The sequence below is a fragment of the Sphingomonas sp. SP5 genome, assembly GCF_058313455.1.
The window spans coordinates 152,628-171,653 of the sequence record NZ_JBZFLF010000007.1 but is presented as its reverse complement, the minus strand read 5'-3'; the positions used below and the strand labels follow the sequence as shown (position 1 = coordinate 171,653).

The 19,026-nt window shown below is 69.7% G+C and carries 15 protein-coding genes; 4 read left to right on the top strand and 11 right to left on the bottom strand.

What is annotated here, in order from left to right:
• Positions 1–4: 4 nt before the first annotated feature.
• Complete coding sequence (locus AC4GY7_RS16320) at positions 5–646, bottom strand: cell wall hydrolase (RefSeq protein ID WP_491116012.1); 642 nt, start codon at positions 644–646, stop codon at positions 5–7.
• Between the two features lie 126 nt (positions 647–772).
• Entirely contained in the window at positions 773–1,861 is a 1,089-nt protein-coding gene (locus AC4GY7_RS16315; protein WP_491116010.1) for a glycoside hydrolase family 43 protein, read from the bottom strand.
• Positions 1,862–2,054: 193 nt separating this feature from the next.
• On the opposite strand from AC4GY7_RS16315, the gene AC4GY7_RS16310 reads away from it, so the two are divergent.
• Together AC4GY7_RS16310 and AC4GY7_RS16305 are read left to right on the top strand one after the other, a co-directional pair.
• Positions 2,055–3,485 carry a sugar porter family MFS transporter gene (locus AC4GY7_RS16310; RefSeq protein WP_491116050.1) on the top strand — a complete coding sequence of 477 codons (1,431 nt, stop codon included), beginning with the start codon at positions 2,055–2,057 and terminating at the stop codon, positions 3,483–3,485.
• A 221-nt stretch (positions 3,486–3,706) separates the two neighbouring features.
• Entirely contained in the window at positions 3,707–3,901 is a 195-nt protein-coding gene (locus AC4GY7_RS16305; protein WP_443584126.1) for a hypothetical protein, read from the top strand.
• On the opposite strand, the gene AC4GY7_RS16300 is transcribed toward AC4GY7_RS16305, so the two are convergent.
• Positions 3,858–4,259 carry a hypothetical protein gene (locus tag AC4GY7_RS16300; protein WP_491116008.1) on the bottom strand — a complete coding sequence of 134 codons (402 nt, stop codon included), beginning with the start codon at positions 4,257–4,259 and terminating at the stop codon, positions 3,858–3,860. The two genes, AC4GY7_RS16305 and AC4GY7_RS16300, sit on opposite strands and share 44 nt — an antisense overlap.
• 236 nt (positions 4,260–4,495) lie before the next feature.
• Between AC4GY7_RS16300 and AC4GY7_RS16295 the strand changes: the two genes are divergently transcribed.
• Entirely contained in the window at positions 4,496–6,268 is a 1,773-nt protein-coding gene (locus AC4GY7_RS16295) for a copper resistance system multicopper oxidase (protein ID WP_491116006.1), read from the top strand.
• Positions 6,265–7,329, top strand: a complete 1,065-nt coding sequence (locus tag AC4GY7_RS16290) for a copper resistance protein B (protein WP_491116004.1) — start codon at positions 6,265–6,267, stop codon at positions 7,327–7,329. The genes AC4GY7_RS16295 and AC4GY7_RS16290 overlap by 4 nt, the downstream gene beginning before the upstream one ends.
• 169 nt (positions 7,330–7,498) lie before the next feature.
• On the opposite strand, the gene treY is transcribed toward AC4GY7_RS16290, so the two are convergent.
• From treY to AC4GY7_RS16250, 8 genes are all read right to left on the bottom strand, one after another.
• Positions 7,499–9,793: a malto-oligosyltrehalose synthase gene (gene treY, locus AC4GY7_RS16285; protein WP_491116002.1), complete on the bottom strand. Its 2,295-nt coding sequence runs from the start codon at positions 9,791–9,793 to the stop codon at positions 7,499–7,501.
• A complete protein-coding gene (gene malQ / locus AC4GY7_RS16280; RefSeq protein WP_491116000.1) occupies positions 9,790–11,685 on the bottom strand; it encodes a 4-alpha-glucanotransferase in 1,896 nt (631 codons plus the stop codon). Before malQ ends, treY begins: the two co-directional genes overlap by 4 nt.
• Before the next feature lie 306 nt (positions 11,686–11,991).
• Positions 11,992–13,698: a malto-oligosyltrehalose trehalohydrolase gene (treZ, locus tag AC4GY7_RS16275; protein ID WP_491115998.1), complete on the bottom strand. Its 1,707-nt coding sequence runs from the start codon at positions 13,696–13,698 to the stop codon at positions 11,992–11,994.
• The gene (gene glgX, locus AC4GY7_RS16270) at positions 13,695–15,809 is read right to left on the bottom strand and encodes a glycogen debranching protein GlgX (protein ID WP_491115996.1); all 2,115 of its coding nucleotides are present in this window, start codon (positions 15,807–15,809) and stop codon (positions 13,695–13,697) included. The genes treZ and glgX overlap by 4 nt, the downstream gene beginning before the upstream one ends.
• Before the next feature lie 106 nt (positions 15,810–15,915).
• Positions 15,916–16,137: a hypothetical protein gene (locus tag AC4GY7_RS16265; protein ID WP_491115994.1), complete on the bottom strand. Its 222-nt coding sequence runs from the start codon at positions 16,135–16,137 to the stop codon at positions 15,916–15,918.
• Between the two features lie 146 nt (positions 16,138–16,283).
• Positions 16,284–16,868 (bottom strand): DNA-3-methyladenine glycosylase, encoded by a 585-nt coding sequence (locus tag AC4GY7_RS16260; protein WP_491115993.1) that lies wholly within the window; start codon positions 16,866–16,868, stop codon positions 16,284–16,286.
• A 17-nt stretch (positions 16,869–16,885) separates the two neighbouring features.
• Positions 16,886–17,848 (bottom strand): alpha/beta hydrolase, encoded by a 963-nt coding sequence (locus AC4GY7_RS16255; protein ID WP_491115991.1) that lies wholly within the window; start codon positions 17,846–17,848, stop codon positions 16,886–16,888.
• Between the two features lies 1 nt (position 17,849).
• Entirely contained in the window at positions 17,850–18,932 is a 1,083-nt protein-coding gene (locus AC4GY7_RS16250) for a rhamnogalacturonan acetylesterase (protein ID WP_491115989.1), read from the bottom strand.
• Positions 18,933–19,026: the final 94 nt, after the last annotated feature.

Here is a 19,026-nt window from a genome sequence, read left to right as displayed (position 1 = left end):
CCCCTCAATCCCGCACGTAGAACAGGTGCGTATCGACCTTCGCCACCTTGACCATCGAATCGCGCCAATAGGGCACCATCCAGTCGGTATGGTAATGCGTCGCCCGGCCGACCTCGGCGAAGACATGGCCGGCGAGCGCGCGACGCGCCGCCCGGCGTGCCTCACCCCAGCCGAGGTGGATGGGCCGCCGTTGCAGCGACCCGTCGCAGGTGAAGGAGAATTGGCAGCCCGTCTCCCGCGTCGAGCCCTGGTAGACGACGCCGCAGATCGTCCTGGGAAAGCCGGGTGCGCGTACCCGGTTGAGCACGACCTGGATCACCGCCCGCTGCCCGCGCCGGTCGTCGCCCGCTTCGTAGAGGGCGGCCGTGGCGAGGCATTCGACCGCCTGCGCCCGCGCCGCCGGCCCGCCGCGGAAGCGGTAGCGTGCGGCGGGCAGGCGGCGGGCGCGGTCGATCGGCACGGCGGCGTTGGCGGCGCGCGCCTCCGCCATGGCCAGCGGCCTCGCGGGGCCGGGTGCGGGCGGGCGTGGCCACGGCCCGATCGTGCCGACCACGACCGCCGCCACCGCGGCGATGCCGAGCAGCAGCAACCAGCGCTCCGACGACTGGTCGCGCCGCGATCGAGATGTCCTGCCGCGTCGCGCCATACCATCGCCCTAGCGCCTCGGCGGATCGGCTCAAGCGGTCACTTGGCATTGCCCGGCGCATGGGGAAAGCGTTGCGCCTCGTACCAGGCGAGGTCGTGCGCCGGCGCTGCGACGCCGCGCGCACCCTCAGCTCTTGAACGGGTCGATCAGGCGGATCGTGCCGTCGGGATTGAAGGTCAGCGGCGTGACCTTCACCGACCGCAGGTGGTTGCGGTTCGACGATTGCGTATCGTGGTAGAACAGCCACCACGTGCCCTGGAATTCGACGATCGAATGATGCGAGGTCCAGCCCTGTACCGGTAGCAGGATATGCCCGGTGTAGCGGAACGGGCCATAAGGCGACGTGCCGATCGCATAGTTGAGGAAATGCGTGTCGCCGGTCGAATAGGTGAAGTAATATTGGCCGTCGCGCTTGAACGTCCAGGCCGCCTCGAAGAAGCGGCGGTCGTGATCGCCTGCCAGAATCGGCGTGCCGGAGGCATCGGTGATGACGACGTCGCGCGGTGGTTCGGCGAACTGCTTCATGTCGTTGGCCATGCGGGCGATCTTGGGTACGATTGCCGGCCGGTCGTCCTGCTTCAGGTCGGTATCGCTACCGGCGGGATCGAAGCGGCCGGTCGTCCAGCGCTGCAACTGCCCGCCCCAGATGCCGCCGAAATACATGTAGCTCTGCCCATCGCTATCGGTGAACACGGCAGGGTCGATCGAGAAGCTGCCGCGGATCGGCTGCGCCTCCGCCCTGAACGGGCCGGTCGGCGATGTGGAGGTGGCAACGCCGATGCGGAACACCCCCTGTTTGTCGCGGGCGGGCATGTAGAGGAAGTAGGTGCCGTTCTTGTAGGCGGCATCGGGCGCCCAGGTCTGCTTGGAGGCCCAGGGGATATCCTTCACGTCGATCGCTACCGGGTGCACCGTGACCGGCCCGCCGACCCGATCCATGCTGAGCACGCGATAGTCGTGCATCGCATATTGGTTGCCGAGGTCGTCGTCGGGGATGCCGGCGTCGACGTCGTGGCTGGGATAGACGTAGAGCTTGCCATTGAAAACGTGAGCGGACGGATCGGCGGTGTAGATGCCGCTGACCAGCGGCTGCGACAGGTAGCGGCGCCCGTCCGGGCTGCGCGCGTCGTCGCTGGCGGGGACCTGCGCGAGCGCGAGCGTGCCGATCGTGGCGAGCACGGCGACGCCGAGGCAGTGTGAAACGCGCAGGCGCATGATCGATCCTTCCCGTGACGGCCATCTATGGCGACCTTGGATACCGCTACCATATCAGGTGAAGGCCACTCTGCAAGGATGACACGCGGTCGTTGTCGGTTGACCAAGCGCTTGACGCCTGAGGGTCACGCGTTAGCGTTACCAGATGAGCCGACCGGCGTAACCGGCGGGTGAGGGAGGGATGATGAGCGACATGGGCAGGACAGGTGGCGGCGCGACAGGCGCGGGCGGGAGCGTGAACCACGGGTTCATCGCCGCGATCGTGGCGGTGGCGACGATCGGCGGCTTCATGTTCGGCTATGATTCGGGCGTCATCAACGGCACGCAAAAGGGGCTGGAGGCGGCCTTCGGGCTCGGCCGGCTCGGCATCGGCGTCAACGTCGGCGCGATCCTGCTCGGCTCGGCGATCGGTGCGTTCGGCGCCGGACGGCTCGCCGATGCGATCGGCCGGCGGCGGGTGATGATGCTGGCCGCGGTGCTGTTCCTCGTCAGCGCGCTGCTCGCGGGGGCGGCGAGCGGCTCGGCGGTGTTCATCGTCGCGCGCATCATCGGCGGCCTGGGCGTCGGCGCGGCAAGCGTCATCTCGCCGGTCTACATCTCCGAAGTCACGCCCGCTGCGATCCGCGGGCGCTTGTCCAGCGTGCAGCAGGTGATGATCATCACCGGCCTCACCGGCGCGTTCGTCGCGAACTTCGTCATCGCGCGCTATGCCGGCGGCTCCACCGCGACCTTCTGGGCGGGCTTTCCCGCCTGGCGCTGGATGTTCTGGCTGCAGGCGATCCCCGCCGCCATCTACCTCGTGGCGCTGCTGGTGATCCCGGAAAGCCCGCGCTACCTCGTCGCCAAGGGGCGCGATGCGGAGGCGCATGCCGTGCTCGTCCGCCTGTTCGGCACGGCCGAGGCGGACCGCAAGGTCGCCGAGATCCGCCGCAGCCTTGCCGCCGACCACCACCGGCCCAAGCTGTCCGACCTCGTCGACACGGCGACCGGGCGCATCCGCCCGATCCTGTGGGCAGGCATCGGCCTTGCCGTGTTCCAGCAGCTCGTCGGCATCAACGTCGTCTTCTATTATGGCGCGGTGCTGTGGGAGGCGGTCGGCTTCACCGAGGACAATGCGCTCCAGATCAACATCCTGTCGGGCGTGCTGTCGATCGGCGCCTGCCTGTTCACCATCGCCACCGTCGACCGCATCGGCCGAAAGCCGCTGCTGCTGGTCGGATCGGCCGGCATGGCGGTGACGCTGGCGGTGGTCGCCTGGGCGTTCTCGACCGCGGTCACCGCGCCCGGCGGGGCGGTGAGCCTGCCCGGGCACAACGGCCTCGTCGCGCTGGTCGCGGCCAATCTGTACGTGATCTTCTTCAACGCCAGCTGGGGCCCGGTGATGTGGGTGATGCTGGGCGAGATGTTCCCCAACCAGATCCGCGGTTCGGGCCTTGCCGTGTCGGGCTTCGCGCAGTGGATCGCCAATGCCGCCATCTCGGTCAGCTTCCCCGCGCTCGCCGTCTCGCCGGGGCTCGCCGCCACCTACTTCGGCTATGCCGCCTTCGCCGCCATCTCCTTCCTCTTCGTCCGCGCCATGGTCAACGAAACCCGCGGCCGCGAACTGGAGGATATGGCGGGGTGAGATGACACCCTGCCGCCACACCGATGGCGGCGGGCGGTCACGCTCGCGGACAGCTTCGGCCGCGACGTGGTGGGGTCGGTGATCGGGGGCGAGGTTGGACGCGGTTGCTCCGGCCGCTGCCGCTGGCGTGCGCTTCACCGCGTTCCGGTTTGACGCGGCTCCCCCTCCGGTGGCAGGGAGCGCGCCGACCAGCGTATCGGTAACGGAGTACGGCCGTGGGCATGAATTTCGACAATGCGGCCCGGCTCCTGGAGGCGCACCGGCTTGTCGCGCTCGCGCTCGACCTGGTGGTGAGCGCCGACGAGACACTGGCCGCCGCCGAGCTGGAGCAGGCGCTGGATACGCTCGCCCGCCGGGTCGGCGATGCCCCGCTCAGTTCGGGCGGAACCAGCTGGCGCTCGTCTGCGACTCAATAAGCGCCTGACACGATTCGGCCATCATGCGGAAACCGGCGTCGGTCAGCACGACGTCGCCGCCGCGCACCTCCATCAGATCGCGCTGGACGAAGACGTCGATCCAGCGACGCGTCACGGCGGCGGCGATCGGCACCGCCTCTACTAGCGTACCATAGGACAGCGTCTGCGCCTCCGCGACGAACAGCGCGAACAGGATGTCGAGCGAGGGGCAGTGCACGAAATCGCCCGGCATCGTGCCGCGTAGCGCCTGCCGCGCGGCGATCGCGCCCCGTGCGGCGTCGCGCAATTGCTGCAACATCGCCGGGGATCGCGTCACCATCGACTTCGCCCAGAAGTCCACCACGCGTTCGTCTGCCATGGTCTCTCCCCTGTTTGCCGGCCCCTGATGCCGGCTTTCACTCGTGATTCTGGCCGTCGGCCCGGTCTTGCCCTCGATCAATCTAACCAACAATAGCGATGTTTGCCAACGGCTTAGCGAAACTTCCGATCCATGACAGACGCCGAAAAATTGATCGATGTTTGCGCGGCGGCGGCTGTTGCGGGTAGCGGCTTCCGCAGGGGTCGTATCGCGGGGCGCGAACGGATGGAGTGACGATGATCGACACAGTGGCGCCGACGATCGACCGGCGCGGATTGCTGCTCGCGGCGGCGCGCGTCGGCGGGGTCGCGGCGTTGGCCTTGCACGCGCCGGCGTGGGCGCAGGGCGTGTCGCCCGGCTTGCCGCGCGACCTGCCGATCGTTTCGGGCGACGCCATCACGCTCCATATCGCGCGCACCACCATGCAGGTCGACGGCAAGCGCACGCGGGCGATCGGGATCAACGGTTCGGCACCGGGGCCGCTCATCCGTCTGCGCGAAGGGCAGGACGTACGCATCCGCGTCGTCAACGGTCTCGACACCGACACATCGCTGCACTGGCATGGCCTGCTCGTGCCCTTCCAATATGACGGCGTGCCGGGGGTGTCCTTTCCCGGCCTCCGCGCCGGCGAGACGTTCGAATACCGTTTCCGCGTCGCGCAGAGCGGCACCTATTGGTACCACAGCCATTCGGGCGGGCAGGAGCAGGAGGGGCTGTACGGCCCGATCGTGATCGACCCTGCGGCCGGCGATCCCGACCGGGCCGATCGCGAGCATGTCGTCATGCTGTCCGATCACAGCAGCGAGAGCGCGGAGGCGATCTTTCGCCGGATGAAGCTGCAACCGGGCTATTACAACTTCCAGCGGCAGACGCTGGCCGGGCTCCTCGCCGGACGCGACCAGCGGCTCGGCGAGCGGCTGCACTGGGGCGCGATGCGGATGGACCCTGCGGATATCGCCGACGGCACGGCCGCGACCTACAGCTATCTCGTCAACGGTCATGGGCCGAAGGACAATTGGACCGCGCTGTTCGCGCCGGGCGAGCGGGTGCGGCTGCGCATCGTCAACGCCTCGGCGATGACGACCTTCAACGTGCGGATCCCGGGCCTGGCGATGACGATCGTCGCGGCGGACGGGCTGCCGGTGAAGCCGGTGACGGTGGACGAATTCCAGATCGGCGTCGCGGAAACCTATGACGTCGTCGTCATGCCCCAGCAGGCGCGCGCCTATACGCTGGTCGCCGAGAGCGTCGACCGATCCGGCATGGCGCGCGCGACGCTGGCACCGCAGAGGGGCATGGTCGCAGCGGTGCCGCCGCTGCGCCCGCGCCCGCTCGCGACGATGACCGACATGGGCATGGGCGCGCGCATAAGCGGGGGCATGGCCGGCATGGATCACGGCGCGATGGACCACGCCGCGATGGGCCATGCCATGCCCGGCATGGATCATGGCGCGATGGCGATGCGCGACTTTTCCAAGGCGCCGGGCGTGCGCAAGGGGCCGGGCGTGCAGACGATCTCTCCCATGCCGATCGATCGGACCGGCTATCCCGGGCAGGGGCTGGAGGATGTCGGCCACCGCGTGCTGACCTATCGCGACCTCGTCGCGCGCACCCGCAATCCCGACGTGCGGGCGCCCGGCCGCCAGATCGACGTCCACCTGACCGGTAACATGGAACGGTTCATGTGGTCGTTCGACGGAGCCAAGATGTCCGACACGCACGTGCCCTTCGCCTTTACCGAGGGCGAGCGGGTGCGCGTGCGCCTGGTCAACGACACGATGATGGCGCATCCCATCCACCTGCACGGCCATTTCTTCGAACTGGTGACCGGCCATGGCGCCTATGCGCCGCGCAAGCATACCGTCATCGTCCAGCCGGGCGGCACGGTCAGCTTCGACCTCACCGCCGATGCGGTCGGCGACTGGGCGTTCCACTGCCACATGCTCTATCACATGCTGGCGGGCATGATGCGGGTGGTGAGCGTGCGGCCCGCCGGGGATGCGGCATGATCGCACTTGCCGCGCTGCTGCTGCTCGCCGGGCAGGATCACGCGATGCACGGCATGCCGGGCATGACGATGCCGATGCCCGCCGCCAAGCCACAGGGGAAACCGCGGCCGGCGGCGAAGCCCCGACGCAAGGCTGCGCCCTCACGCACGGCGCCGGCCCGACCGACTGCCGAGGTCGCCCCGGCGATGGATCACGGCGCGATGGACCATTCGACCATGGATCATTCGCACATGAATCACGGCGCCATGGATCACGCCGCGATGGGGCATGGCGACGCGCCGCCACCGCCGGCCGAGGCGCTCGGCACCGATCTGCCGCCGGGCGATGCACCGCCGCCGCCCGTGCCGAAGCCGCATATGGCCGATCGTTTCTGGGATCCCGCGGCGATGGCGCGGGGCCGTGCGATCATGATGGGGCGTGACGGCGGCGGGCGCCGCTTCGCGCAGGTGATGGTCAACATCGCCGAATATGCCGTGCGCGACGGGCGAGACGGCTATCGCTGGGACGGCGAGGCGTGGCTGGGCGGCGATATCGACCGGATGGTCGTGAAGAGCGAGGGCGAAGGCGACGTCCGCGGCGCGCTCGGATCGGCGGAGGTGCGGGTGCTCTACAGCCATGCGGTCGGGCCGTACTTCAATCTGCAAGGCGGCGTCCGGCAGGATATCCGGCCGACTCCGGCACGCACCTATGCGACGGTCGGCATCGCCGGCCTCGCACCCTATTGGTTCGAGGTGGAGGCTGCCGCCTTCGTCTCCACGCATGGCGAGGTGTCGGCACGGCTTGAGGGCTATTACGACCAGCGGCTCACCCAGCGGCTGATCCTGCAACCGCGCGCCGAACTCAACCTGTCGGCGCAGCGGGTGCGGGCGACGGGCCTCGGCAGCGGCCTGACCTCCGCCGACCTGGGCCTGCGCCTGCGCTACGAGATCCGGCGCGAATTCGCGCCCTACGTGGCGGTGACGTGGGAGCGGCGGCTGGGCGACACCGCACGCATGGCGCGCGCTCAGGGGCAGGACACGGGCGGACCGGCGCTGGCGCTCGGTATCCGCGGCTGGTTCTGATCGCGGCCGGGTCGTCAGCGAGTTCACGCGGAGGTGCGGAGGCGCGGAGGCGTCGCGTCTGCCGCGCATGCGGCTCTCCGTCTACGGCCGCTTGTTGATCGAATAGCGCTGCCGCGTGCGAGACATCTCCGCGCCTCCGCGCCTCCGCGTGAACCATTCATTCAATAAGCTAAGCGACCTCGTACCACACCGGTCCGGCAGCGAAGATCGATGGCGCACTTTCCTCGACGCCATCGGCGAAGCGGATCGTCGCGTCCGGCACCTCTGTCCCGCGGATCAGCACCGCGACGCGCAGGCGGCGGTCGCCCGCGCTGCGGGTGAAGGCGAGGATGCGGTCGCTGCCTTCGACGCTGGCGGGCGCATAGTCGCCATCGGCGAACAGCGCCGGATCGGCGCGGCGCAGCGCCAGCAGGTCGGCGATCAGGCGGAACTTGGCGGGCGCCGTGTCGCTGCCCAGCGCCGCTTCGCGCGCGGGGTAGTCGACGGCGCGGCGGTTGTCCGGATCGACCAGCGTCAGGTCGGCGAACTCCGTGCCCTGGTACAGGTCCGGCACGCCCGGCAGCGTATAGCGCAGCGCCGTCTGCACCAGCGTGTTCGCCTCTGCCACCGGCGCGAGGTCCGCGACGAAGGCGCCGACCTCGGCCACGAACCGCGCATCGCCGAGCCAGGCTTCGGCCAGCGCAGCCGCCGCCTGCTCGTAATCCTCGTCCGGCGCCTCCCATGACGAGCGCAGCTTCGCCTCGCGCAGCGCCTTCTGCTGCCACGCCTTCACCCGCTCGACGAAGTCGGGGGTGACGCCGCCTTCCGGCCAGGCGCCGACGATCGTCTGGAGCAGCATGTAGCGGTCGCCGCCATCGACATCATGGCCCCAGCCCCAGGACAAAGCGTCCCACGCCTCGACGCGCGCCGCCCACGCCTCCGGCATCGTGCTGATCGCCGCGAGCCGGGCGCGTACGTCCTCGCCGCGCTTGTGGTCGTGGGTGGCGGTGGTCAGCATCGCATGCGGCACGTCGCGCGCCCGCTCGACCATCAGCCGGTGGATATCGTCGATCGGCAGGCCGAGGATCGTCGCGTCGAAGCCGACGTCGTTGCGCGAAAGCAGCCGGCCGGAGCGGTAGAAGGCGGTGTCCTCCACCGCCTTGGCCGCGATCGGTGCGGACAGCTGCTGGAACCGGCGCACGGCGTCGGCGGCATCGCCCGGTCCTTCGCCGGCGAGCCAGGCGAGGATGCGGTCGACGACATGGGCCTCGCCCGGCGGCACCAGCCAGGCGACGCGCTCGCGCACGCTGCCGCGGATCGCCGCATCCTGCGCAGGGGCGGCATCGCCGGTGCCATAGGTGCGGTAGACGGGGAACACCCACAGCAGCCGCTCGATCGCGCGGCGCAGCATCGCCGGCGTCACCGCCTCATCCGTGTTGAGCGCCACGAACGCGGCGACGCAGCCGTCGAGCTGGCCGGCGAACTGCCAGGCCAGCAGGTCCTGCCGCGCCTCGAATTCCTCCGTCTCGAAACTCTGGTAGCGGCCGCTGACGTCCTGCCACAGCTCCTCCAGCGGCAGCGCGCCGAGCGGATCGTGGATCAGCGTCGCCACCTGTTCCATGAAGTCGTAGCCGCTGGTGCCGTCGACACCCCAGCCGACCGGCTGGCCTTCGCCGGCACCCAGGATCTTCTCGATCACGATCCACGCGTCGGGACCGAGCCGTTCGCGCAAACGCCGGCAATAGCCGATTGGGTCGGTCAGGCCGTCGACGTGGTCGATGCGGACGCCCTGGATCAATCCTTCGTCGTACAGCCGGAAATACAGCGCATGCGTCGCCTCGAACACCGCCGGATCCTCGATCCGCACCCCGGCGAGATCGTTGACGGTGAAGAAACGGCGCCAGTTGAGCAGGTCGTTGGCGACCCGCCAGCTGGCGAGGCGGTAATGCTGCCGGTCGAGCAGCGCCGCCAAATCGTCGATAGCGCCGCGATCCTCCGGCCGGATCGGGAAGCGGTGTTCGCCATAGGCGACGATCTGGTCGCCCTCGACCGTTATGTCACCATTGGCGAGCGTCGCCGCCAGCGTGTCGCCCAGCACGGGGAGCAGGATCGGCCGGCTCCAGTCGATATCGAATACGCGCGCATGCTCGCTCGCTCGACCCTTCGCAAGCACGTCGTTCCACCAGGCGTTGCCGCCGCCGGCGACGCCCATATGGTTGGGGACGATATCGATGACGACGCCCAGCCCATGCGCCTGCAACGCGGCGACGAGGCTGCGGAAGCCGTCCTCGCCGCCCAGTTCGGGGTTGATCCGCGTCGGATCGATCACGTCGTAACCATGCATCGATCCCGCCGCCGCGACGGTGATCGGCGAGGCGTAGAGGTGGCTGATCCCCAGCCGGTCGAGGTAGGGCACCAGCGCCTCGGCATCGGCGAAGGTGAAGCCCTTGTGGAACTGCATGCGATAGGTGGCGCGCGGGATCATGCGGGGCTTTCCGTGGAGAGGATGGCGGTGCGGCGTGCGACCTTGGGCCGGGCGAGCAGGCCCACGGTGGTGTCGGGCATGCGGCGGCGCCAGTTGGGATGTTCGTCGGTGGTGCCGGGCAGGTTGGGCTGTTCCTCCAGCCCGACCAGATCCTCCAGCGGCACGATGGTGAGCGGGCAGGGCGCCTGCGCGACGAAGGCGAGTGCGGCATCGATCGCCGGCGCAGCATCACTGGGCAGCGGGCCGGTGGCGGCGCCCGCGGCCTCGCATGCGGTCCACAGCGCCTTCTTCTCGCCAATGCGGCGCAGGCGGTCGGCGGGTTCGTCGCCGTTGCTGCGCTTCAGCTTGTGGTTCCAGGTGATGTCGCGCCCCGTCCACCAGCCGGCGAGCGTGGCGGTGTCGTGCGTCCCGGTCATCGCCACCGCCTGCGCGTCCCACTCGCGCGCCGGCGTGAAGCCCGCCTCGTCGCGCTCGAACGGCAGCACCCGCATGCCCAGCATGCCCTTATCGGCCATCGTGTCGCGGAAGCCGGGCGGCACCGTGCCGAGGTCCTCGCCGATCACGATCGCCCCGGCACGGTGCGATTCGAGCGCGAGGATGCGGAGCAGGTCGTCGAACGGCATCGACAGATAGGCGCCGTCGCTGGCCTTGCCGCCTTCGGGAATCACCCACAGCCGCTTGAGGCCGAGCGCGTGATCGATGCGGATGCCGCCGGCATGGCACAGGTTGGCGCGCACGGTGCGGATGAAGGCGTCGAACCCGGTACGGCGCAGCGCGAAGGGTGACAGCGCGGTGATCCCCCAATTCTGGCCCAATGGCCCCAAGGGGTCGGGCGGCGCACCGATCGACAGGCCGGTGAGCAGGTCGCCGCGCCGGCTCCACGCATGGCTGCCGCCCGCATCCATGCCGACGGCGAGGTCGGCGATCAGCCCGATCCGCATGCCTGCATCGCGCGCCCCGGTGTGCGCCGCGGCAAGGCTGTCCTCGGCCAGCCATTGCAGGAAGGCGTAGAAGGCGACCTTCGTCGCACGATCGGCGACGAAGCGCTCGACTGCGGGCGCGGCGGGATCGTGAAAGGCGGCGGGCCAGTCCTGCCACCCCGACACGCCGAAATGCGCGTGGAGCGCATCGTAGCGGGCATGCTCCTCCCAATCGGGCCGCTCCGCGCGCGCCGCCTCGAAGCGCCGGCGCAGGGCGTCGGGTGCGGCATCGAAGGCGGCACGCAACGCGGCGAGGCGGGCGGGCAGCGCCTGCTGCCAGTCGATCAGCACCCCGCCGTCCGCTTGCGGCTGCGTGATCCCGGCTCGCGCCGGGTCGGCGAGCAGCGCATGATGGAACAGCCGGCTCGACGGCGCATACGGGCTGAACCGCGTGGGATCGTCGGGGAACAACGCGTGCGTGGGGCTGATCGCCAGCGCATCGGCCCCCGCCGCGGCAAAGGCACGCGCCGCCTCGGCGAGCGTGCCGAGATCGCCATAGGGGCCGGGCGTCGCGCCGCGCAGGGCCGGGATCTGGACCGCCGGCCCCCAGCAATGCCCCGCCGGCGGTGCGACGCAGCGCGCGGGCGCGATGGCGAGGGTGATGGTGGAGCCGCCGGTGTCCAGCCGATGATAGCCGGGCACGTCGATGGCGGGGATCGATCCATCCGCGGCGATCGTCACCCCGCAGCGCGTGCCGTCCTCCAGCACCAGTTCGGCTGCGCCTGCCGCCGTACCGGTCGGGATCGCCATGCCGACATCGGCGGTGACGAACGCCTGGCCTCCGGTACGCGTATCGAGGGTATCGAGGACCGCCCGCAGCACCGCATCGGCGACGCGATGCCGCTTGCCGTCGGCGTCCTCCCACTCGGCTTGGAGCCCAGCGGCGGCTGCGTCGCGTGCGAGATCATTCATGCGGCAGGCACCTGCGCGCCAGTGCACCCAAACCCATCCGTTCGCCCTGAGCCTCTGGAGGGCACGCTGCCGCGAGCGCGTCACTCGTGGAGAGCCGCCCTTCGACAGGCTCAGGGCGAACGGGAGCGTCGTCGTGTACGTCGCCGACGTGGGAGACGAGAGGTTCGCGCAAAGCCGCGAAGACGCGAAGGAGAACATCTTCGCGTCTTCGCGTCTTCGCGTGAACCTCTATCCTGCGATGGAGACAGGCACCGCCGCCGGCAGCGGGTACGGCATCGCCGCGTCCGCCGCGCCTTCGCGCGACCATCATCGTCCCAGCCATGCCCGGAAGCGTTCGCCCTCGCTGTGCAGCACCTCGCCGACACCTTCAGGCAGCGGCGCCGGTTCCGCACCGAGATCGATGGCGATCGTCAAAACGCTGCCATCGCCAAGCCGCCAACGCGCGGTAACCGCCGCGTCGCCGGTCGCCTCCGCGCCGAGTGCCATGGCGCCCGCAAGATGCGGCACGATCGCCGTCTGCCGCAGCGCGATCAGGTCGCGATACAGCGCACGCCACGCCGCCGCATCGGAGCCGGGCTGCGGGCGGCTCGCTTCGAAGGTCGCCAGTGCGTTGGGGTCGGGGATGCGTTCGCGGGCCGCCGGATCGGCGAAGGCGTCGAACTTGGCGAATTCCTTGCGCCGGCCCTCGCGCACCGCGTCGGCGAGTGCGTCGTGAAAATCGGTGAAGAACAGGAACGGCGTCTCGCTGCCGTCGACGTCGCCCATGAACAGCAGCGGGATCTGCGGGCAGAGCAGCAGCAGCGCCGTCGCCGCACGCAGCGGCTCGCGATCGGTCAATTGGGTCAGCCGCTCGCCCAGCGCCCGATTGCCGATCTGGTCGTGATTTTGGAGGAAGGACACGAAGCGCGTCGGCGGCAGGTGGCTGCTGGATTTGCCTCGCGGCTGGCCGTCGTGGTTGGGTGAGCCCTCGCCCTGATAGATGAAGCCTTCCGCCAGGCAGCGCGCCAGCCGCTCGGCGGGACGTTCGGCGAAGTCGCCGTAATAGGCGCTGGTCTCGCCGGTGAGGAGGACGTGCAGCACGTTGTGGAAGTCGTCGTTCCACTGCGCGTCATAGCCGCCCCCGTCCCTGTACGCTCGCAGGCGCTCCGCGTCGTTCTCCTCGTTTTCGAGGACGAGGTGGACGTGGCGATCGGGCAGGCGCTCGCGGATCTCCGCGGCCATCGTGTCGAGGAAATCGGGGTTGGCGATGGCGTGCACCGCGTCGAAGCGCAGGCCGTCGATGCGATACTCGTCGAGCCACAACAACGCATTGTCGACGAAGAAGCGGTGCACGGCCGGGCGCTCCACCGCGACCGCGCCGCCCCAAGGGGTATGCACCTCGGCATCGAAGAAGCCCGCGGCATAGGCGCCGAGGTAATTCCCGTCGGGGCCGAAGTGGTTGTAGACGACATCGAGGAACACCGACACGCCGAAGCCGTGCGCGGCATCGACCAGCGCCTTGAGGTCGGCCGGCGAGCCATAGGCCTCCGCCGGCGCATAGGGGAGGACGCCGTCATACCCCCAGTTGCGCGTGCCGCCGAAGGCGCCCACCGGCATCAGCTCGATCGCGGTGACGCCGAGTGCGGCGAGGCTCGCCAGTTGGTCGATGACCCCGCGGAACCCGCCGCACAGACCGGCATGGAGTTCGACCAGCACCGTCTCCTCCCACGGCCGGCCACGCCAGTCGTCGGTCGTCCATGGATAGACGGGGTCGATCACCAGGCTCCAGCCATGTACGCCGCCCGATTGCGCACGCGACGCAGGATCGGGGACGGCAAGGTCGCCGATGCGGAAGCGGTAGCGCGTACCGGCCGGCGCGTCGGTGGCGAGGACGAACCAGCCATCGTCCGCAGCCGTCATCGGCTGCGGCGCGGCGCCGTCGATCTCCAGCAGCACCGCGTCGCGATCGGGCGCCCAGAGCGCGAACCGCGTGCGTCCGTCGTCCAGCAGGCGCGCGCCCCAGCCCTGCATCATGCCGCCGCTTCCTCCGTGGCATCCACGGTCCACGTCACCAGCACCGCGCCCTGCGGCGACACCTCGTAGCTGTCCTCGATGCCGATCTCGCCCTGTTCGGGCTTGGCGCTGTCGATCAGTACCGTCCGGCCGGCATGCGGCGGCGGCAGGTGGAAGGTCACCGGATCCGGCGATCCGTTGAGCAGCAGCGACACCGCCTCCACCTCACCCGCGGCGTTGCGGCTGGCGCGGCGCATCATCAGTGCGCGGCCTTCCGGATTCTGCCAATCCTCGGGCGACAGCTGCTGGCCGCGTTCGTCCCACCATTCGATGTCGTTGATGCCCTGGCCCGGCGAATCCTGGCCGTAGAGGAAGGTCGCGGCGCGCAGCACCGGATAGCGACGGCGCAGGTCGGTGAGCCGCGCGACAAAGTCGATCTGGCGCTGCCCCTCCGGGCTGGCCGCGGCCTCCCAGTCGAGCCAGCTGATCGCATTGTCCTGGCAATAGGCGTTGTTGTTGCCGCCCTGCGTGCGGCCGAACTCGTCGCCCGCCACCAGCATCGGCGTGCCGAGCGAGGCGAGCAACGTCGTCAGCATGGAACGTTGCACCCGCCCGCGCGCATCGTTGATCGCGGGATCGTCGGTCGGCCCTTCATGGCCCCAGTTGCGCGAATGGTTGTTGTCGTGGCCGTCGCGATTGTCCTCGCCGTTCGCCTCGTTATGCCGCTCCTCGTAGGCGACGGTATCGGCGAGGGTGAAGCCATCGTGCGCCGACAGCAGGTTGATGCTCGCCCACGGCCGCCGCGCGCGCCGGTCGAACAGGTCGCCCGATCCCGACAGGCGTGCGGCGAGGTCGGCGCGTTGCCCGGCATCGCCGCGCCAGAACTGGCGCACGGTGTCGCGATACTTGTCGTTCCATTCGGCGAAACCCGGCGGGAAGTTGCCGAGCTGGTAGCCGCCCGGCCCCACGTCCCACGGCTCCGCCATCAGCTTGAGGCGGCCGAGCACCGGGTCCTGCCGCACCACGTCGAAAAAGGCCGCGCCGGGGTCGAACCCCGTCTCCTCGCGCCCCAGCGTCAGGCCGAGGTCGAAGCGGAAGCCGTCGATGCCGAAGCTGGTCGCCCAATAGCGCAGCGAATCGGTCACCATCTGGATGACCCGCGCCTTGCTGAGGTTCAGCGTATTGCCGGTGCCGGTGTCGTTGATGGAATAGCGCGGGCTATCCTTGACCAGCCTGTAGTAGCTCGCATTGTCGAGCCCGCGCCACGACAGCGTCGGCCCCTTCTCGCTACCCTCGCAGGTGTGATTGTAGACGACGTCCAGGATCACCTCGATCCCCGCCTTGTGCAGGCGGTGGACGGCGCGGCGCAGTTCGTCCTGGCTGTCGGAGGCCATATAGGCCTGTTCGGGCGCGAAGAAGCCGAGCGTGTTGTAGCCCCAATAGTTCTTCAGCCCCTTTTCCTGCAGGAACCGGTCCTGCGTGAAGCTGTGGATCGGCAGCAGTTCCAGCGCGGTGACGCCGATCCGCTTGAGATGCGCGATCACCGCCGGATGGCCGAGGCCCGCATACGTGCCCCGCTCGCGCGGCGGCACCAGCTCCATCAGCTTGGTCAGCCCCTTGACGTGCGCCTCGTAGATGACGGTTTCCGACCAGGGCGTGTTGGGCTTGGTATCGCGCGACCAGTCCCAATGGTCGTCGACCACCACCGCCTTGGGCATCGCCGGCGCGCTGTCGCGCTTGTCGAAGCTCAGGTCTTCGCGTGCGTGGCCGACCTTGTAGCCGTGCAGCGCGTCGGTCCATTTGATCTGGCCGGCGAGCCGCCTCGCATAGGGGTCGAGCAGCAGCTTGTTGGGATTGAAGCGGTGGCCGTTCTCGGGTTCGTAGCGGCCGTGTGCGCGATAGCCGTAGAGCAGCCCCGGCGCGGCATCGGGCAGATAGCCGTGCCACACCTCGTCGGTGCATTCGGGCAGGGTGATGCGCTGCATCTCGCGCTTGCCGGACGGGTCGAACAGGCACAGCTCGATGCGGTCGGCATTGGCGGAATAGACCGCGAAATTGACGCCCAGTCCATCGAACGTCGCGCCGAGCGGATAGGGCGAGCCCGGCTCGAGCCGGTCGGGCAAGGTGTGCAAGCGGATGGCCCCCATTGGATCGTTGAGGCCGTGTAACGCGGGTGCAGCATGGAAGGTCCCGACCCGCGCCGGACAAAAGGTCCGGCGCGGCCGGTGCGGTCGAGGGTCAGTGCTTGGGCAGCGGATCGATGCCTTCGGCACGCCAGTCGTTCAGGCGCTTGCAGACGCGCAGCGGGATGTGCGAGCCGGTGACGCTGTCGACGATGCAGACCCGCGGGTTGCGGCTGACCCGGCTGGCCTGTGCCGTGGCCGCGGGAGCGGGGGCGGGCGTCTCGCTGGCGGTCGGCGTGGCGGTCGAGAGGATGGCGGCGGCGATGGTGATGAGCATGGACGTTCTCCCTGGCGAGCAGCCCGTCTTGGCTGCACGTGTAGCAGTGCATTATGCATGCCAAACACCTCGTATGAGGGAAATCAGGGACTTAGTCGTTTCACACCCGTGATGACGCGCCAGATATTGGCGTGTAGCGCCGATCGTCAGCCATTCCGCACCGGCTTGCTGAGGAAGCGCGAGCCGATCAGGCAGAACCGCCATGGCGTGTCAATTGCGCGGGTGATGCCGATCCGCGGCCCCGCGTGGATCGGCAGCGGGGTAGGGGCGCCCTCCAGACGAAACGGCGGCCGGTCGAGCGGCGCTCCGTCCAGTGCGATGTCCACGCCGAGCGCCTGGCACAGCCGCCCCGGCCCGGCGCACAGCAGGCGCGGATCGGCAAGCCCGCGACGGGCGATCATCGCGTCCAGTCCGTGCGTCGGTTCCAGCGCCCGGATCAGCACCGCGCTGCCCGGTCGGCACACCAGGTTGAGGCACCAGTGGATGCCGTAGCTGCGATAGACATAGGCATGTCCGGCCGGCCCGAACATCGCCGCATTGCGCGGCGTCGGCCCGCGCGCGCTGTGCGAGGCGGGATCGGCCGGGTCATAGGCCTCCGTCTCGACGATCGTGCCGCCGACGCCGTCGACCAGCAGGGTGACGCCGATCAGGTCGCGCGCCACCGCCGCCACGTCGCGATCGAAGAATGAGGGGGCGAAGGACGAGAGCGGCAGCATAAGCGTAACGCTCAACGTCCCACCGGGCGCCGCTATCCCGCCCAGCCGTGATCGTTCGCCCAGGCGACGAACAGGTCCTGCCACGGCACCGGCCGGCCGTCCTTGTGCGCCGCGGGCGGGCCGTGGCCGCCGCGTTCGAAGATCATGAGTTCGGCCGGCACCTTGGCGGCGTGCAGCGCCTCCCACATCAGCACCGCGTTGCGCGGCGGCACCACCGGATCGTCGGCATTGGCGGCGACGAAGGTCGGCGGCATGTCGGCGGGCAGGTCGACCTGCGCGGCATAGCGCCGCTGCCACGCCGGATCGGCGGCATGATCGCCGAGCAGTTCGCGGCGCGACTGCGCATGGACGCCGTCGTCGAACATGGTGATGACGGGAAAGAACAGGCCGGCGACATCCGGGCGCGCCGACAGCCGATCGGCGGCGTCCACGGCGTCGTAGACCGGCGTGCCGGCCCGCGCGGCGAGGCGCGCGGCGACGTGGCCGCCCGCCGAAAAGCCGGTCGCCGCCACCCGCGCCGGATCGACCTGCCAGCGGGTGCCGGCACCGGCGCGGATCACCCGCATCGCGCGCTGCGCATCCTGCAACGCTACGTCTGGTCCCGCGGCCCAGCCGTCGTGCGGCAGGCGGTAGAGCATTTCGAACGCGGTCACGCCGCGTGCCGCGAAATCGCGGGCGATGCCGCCGCCGGTGCGGCCGACGGCGACGCGCGCATAGCCGCCACCCGGGCAGATCAGCACGGCCGCCCCATTGGGTCTGGCCGGCCGGACCACGGTGAGCATCGGCGTCGCGACATGCGGCCAGGCGATATCGTCCGGCCCGCCGGTCGGCGACCGCTTGACCCATTGGTCGGCGATGCTGCGGCCTTCGCCACCCGGCGGCGCCTTGGGCCAGAGCGGGAAGCGCTCCACCGCGGACGTCCGGGTTTGCGCCGTAGCGGGCAGGGGCAGCATCGCGGCGAGGCTGCCGGCGATCAGGGTGCGGCGTGTCGTCATCTCAATTCCCGTCCGGACGCGTCGCGTCGCGCGTCATGCTGGCAGTGAGGCGAAAGCGCGCCGGATCGGGCGGCCGGTGCGGATCGAAGGGCGTCAGGTCGCCGCGCAGATGCGCACCGACGGGCAGGGCGGCGAGCCCCTGCGCCACCGCCCGCGCCAGCACCCAGGCGCCGTAATTGTCGTGGTGCGTCGCGTCCTTGCCGCCGTCGTTGAAGGCGAGCGGCGCGCGAGCCGGCCCCAGCGCCTCGTAGAAGGCGATGCTGGCGGCGTTGAGGTCGATCACCGGCACGCCGGTTTCAGCGCCGACCGCGCGCACCGCGGCGGCATAATCGCCAAGCGTCGGCTTGATCCGGTCGCCGGTCCACATCCGCCGCTCGGGCGAGGTGACGAGGATCGGGGTGACCCCGCGACGGCGGAACTCTCCGATCCACGCGCGCAGATAGTCGCGATACGTCGTCTCGGCCGCGGCATAGGTTTGCGGCCACTGCGCCTTCTGATCGTTGTGGCCGAACTGGATCAGCGCGACATCGCCCGCCTTCGCAGATTCGAGCACCTTGGCGAAGCGCAGCTCGGACATGAACGATTTCAGCGTCTCGCCCGATTCGGCATGGTTGGCGACCGCGATATCGGGCTTGAAGAACACCGGCAGCATCTGCCCCCAACTCGCCGCGGGTTCGGCAGGCTGGTCGGTGACGGTCGAATCGCCGAGCAGGAACAGCGTCGGCACCGTCACCGGCTCGACTGCGATCTGCGTCACGCCGGGATGCTCGCCGAGGATCTCCAGGCTCAGCCGGTCGTCCCAGTTGAGCGAATCCCGTTCGCGCGGCTTGAGCAGCACCGCGGTGCCGCCGGGTGCATTGGCCGGCGGCGGCGTCAGCGCGGCATCGCGGACGTTGACGACGAAGCTGCGGGTGACACTGCGTCCGGCCGGGACGGCGACGGCGTCGAGCATCAGCCGGCGCGACTCCGCCTTGATCGTGGTGACGGTGGCGGCATGCGGCAGCCCGAGCGTGACGGTGACGCGATAATTGCCCGGCGTGGCGGGAACGGAGAAGACGCCGGGGGCGGTGAAAGAATCCGTCACCCCGGACTCGTTCCGGGGTCCACCGTTCCGCGCGGCCATCGGCTGCGACTCTTGCGGCGCGTTGGAACCCGGAACAAGTCCGGGGTGACGGACG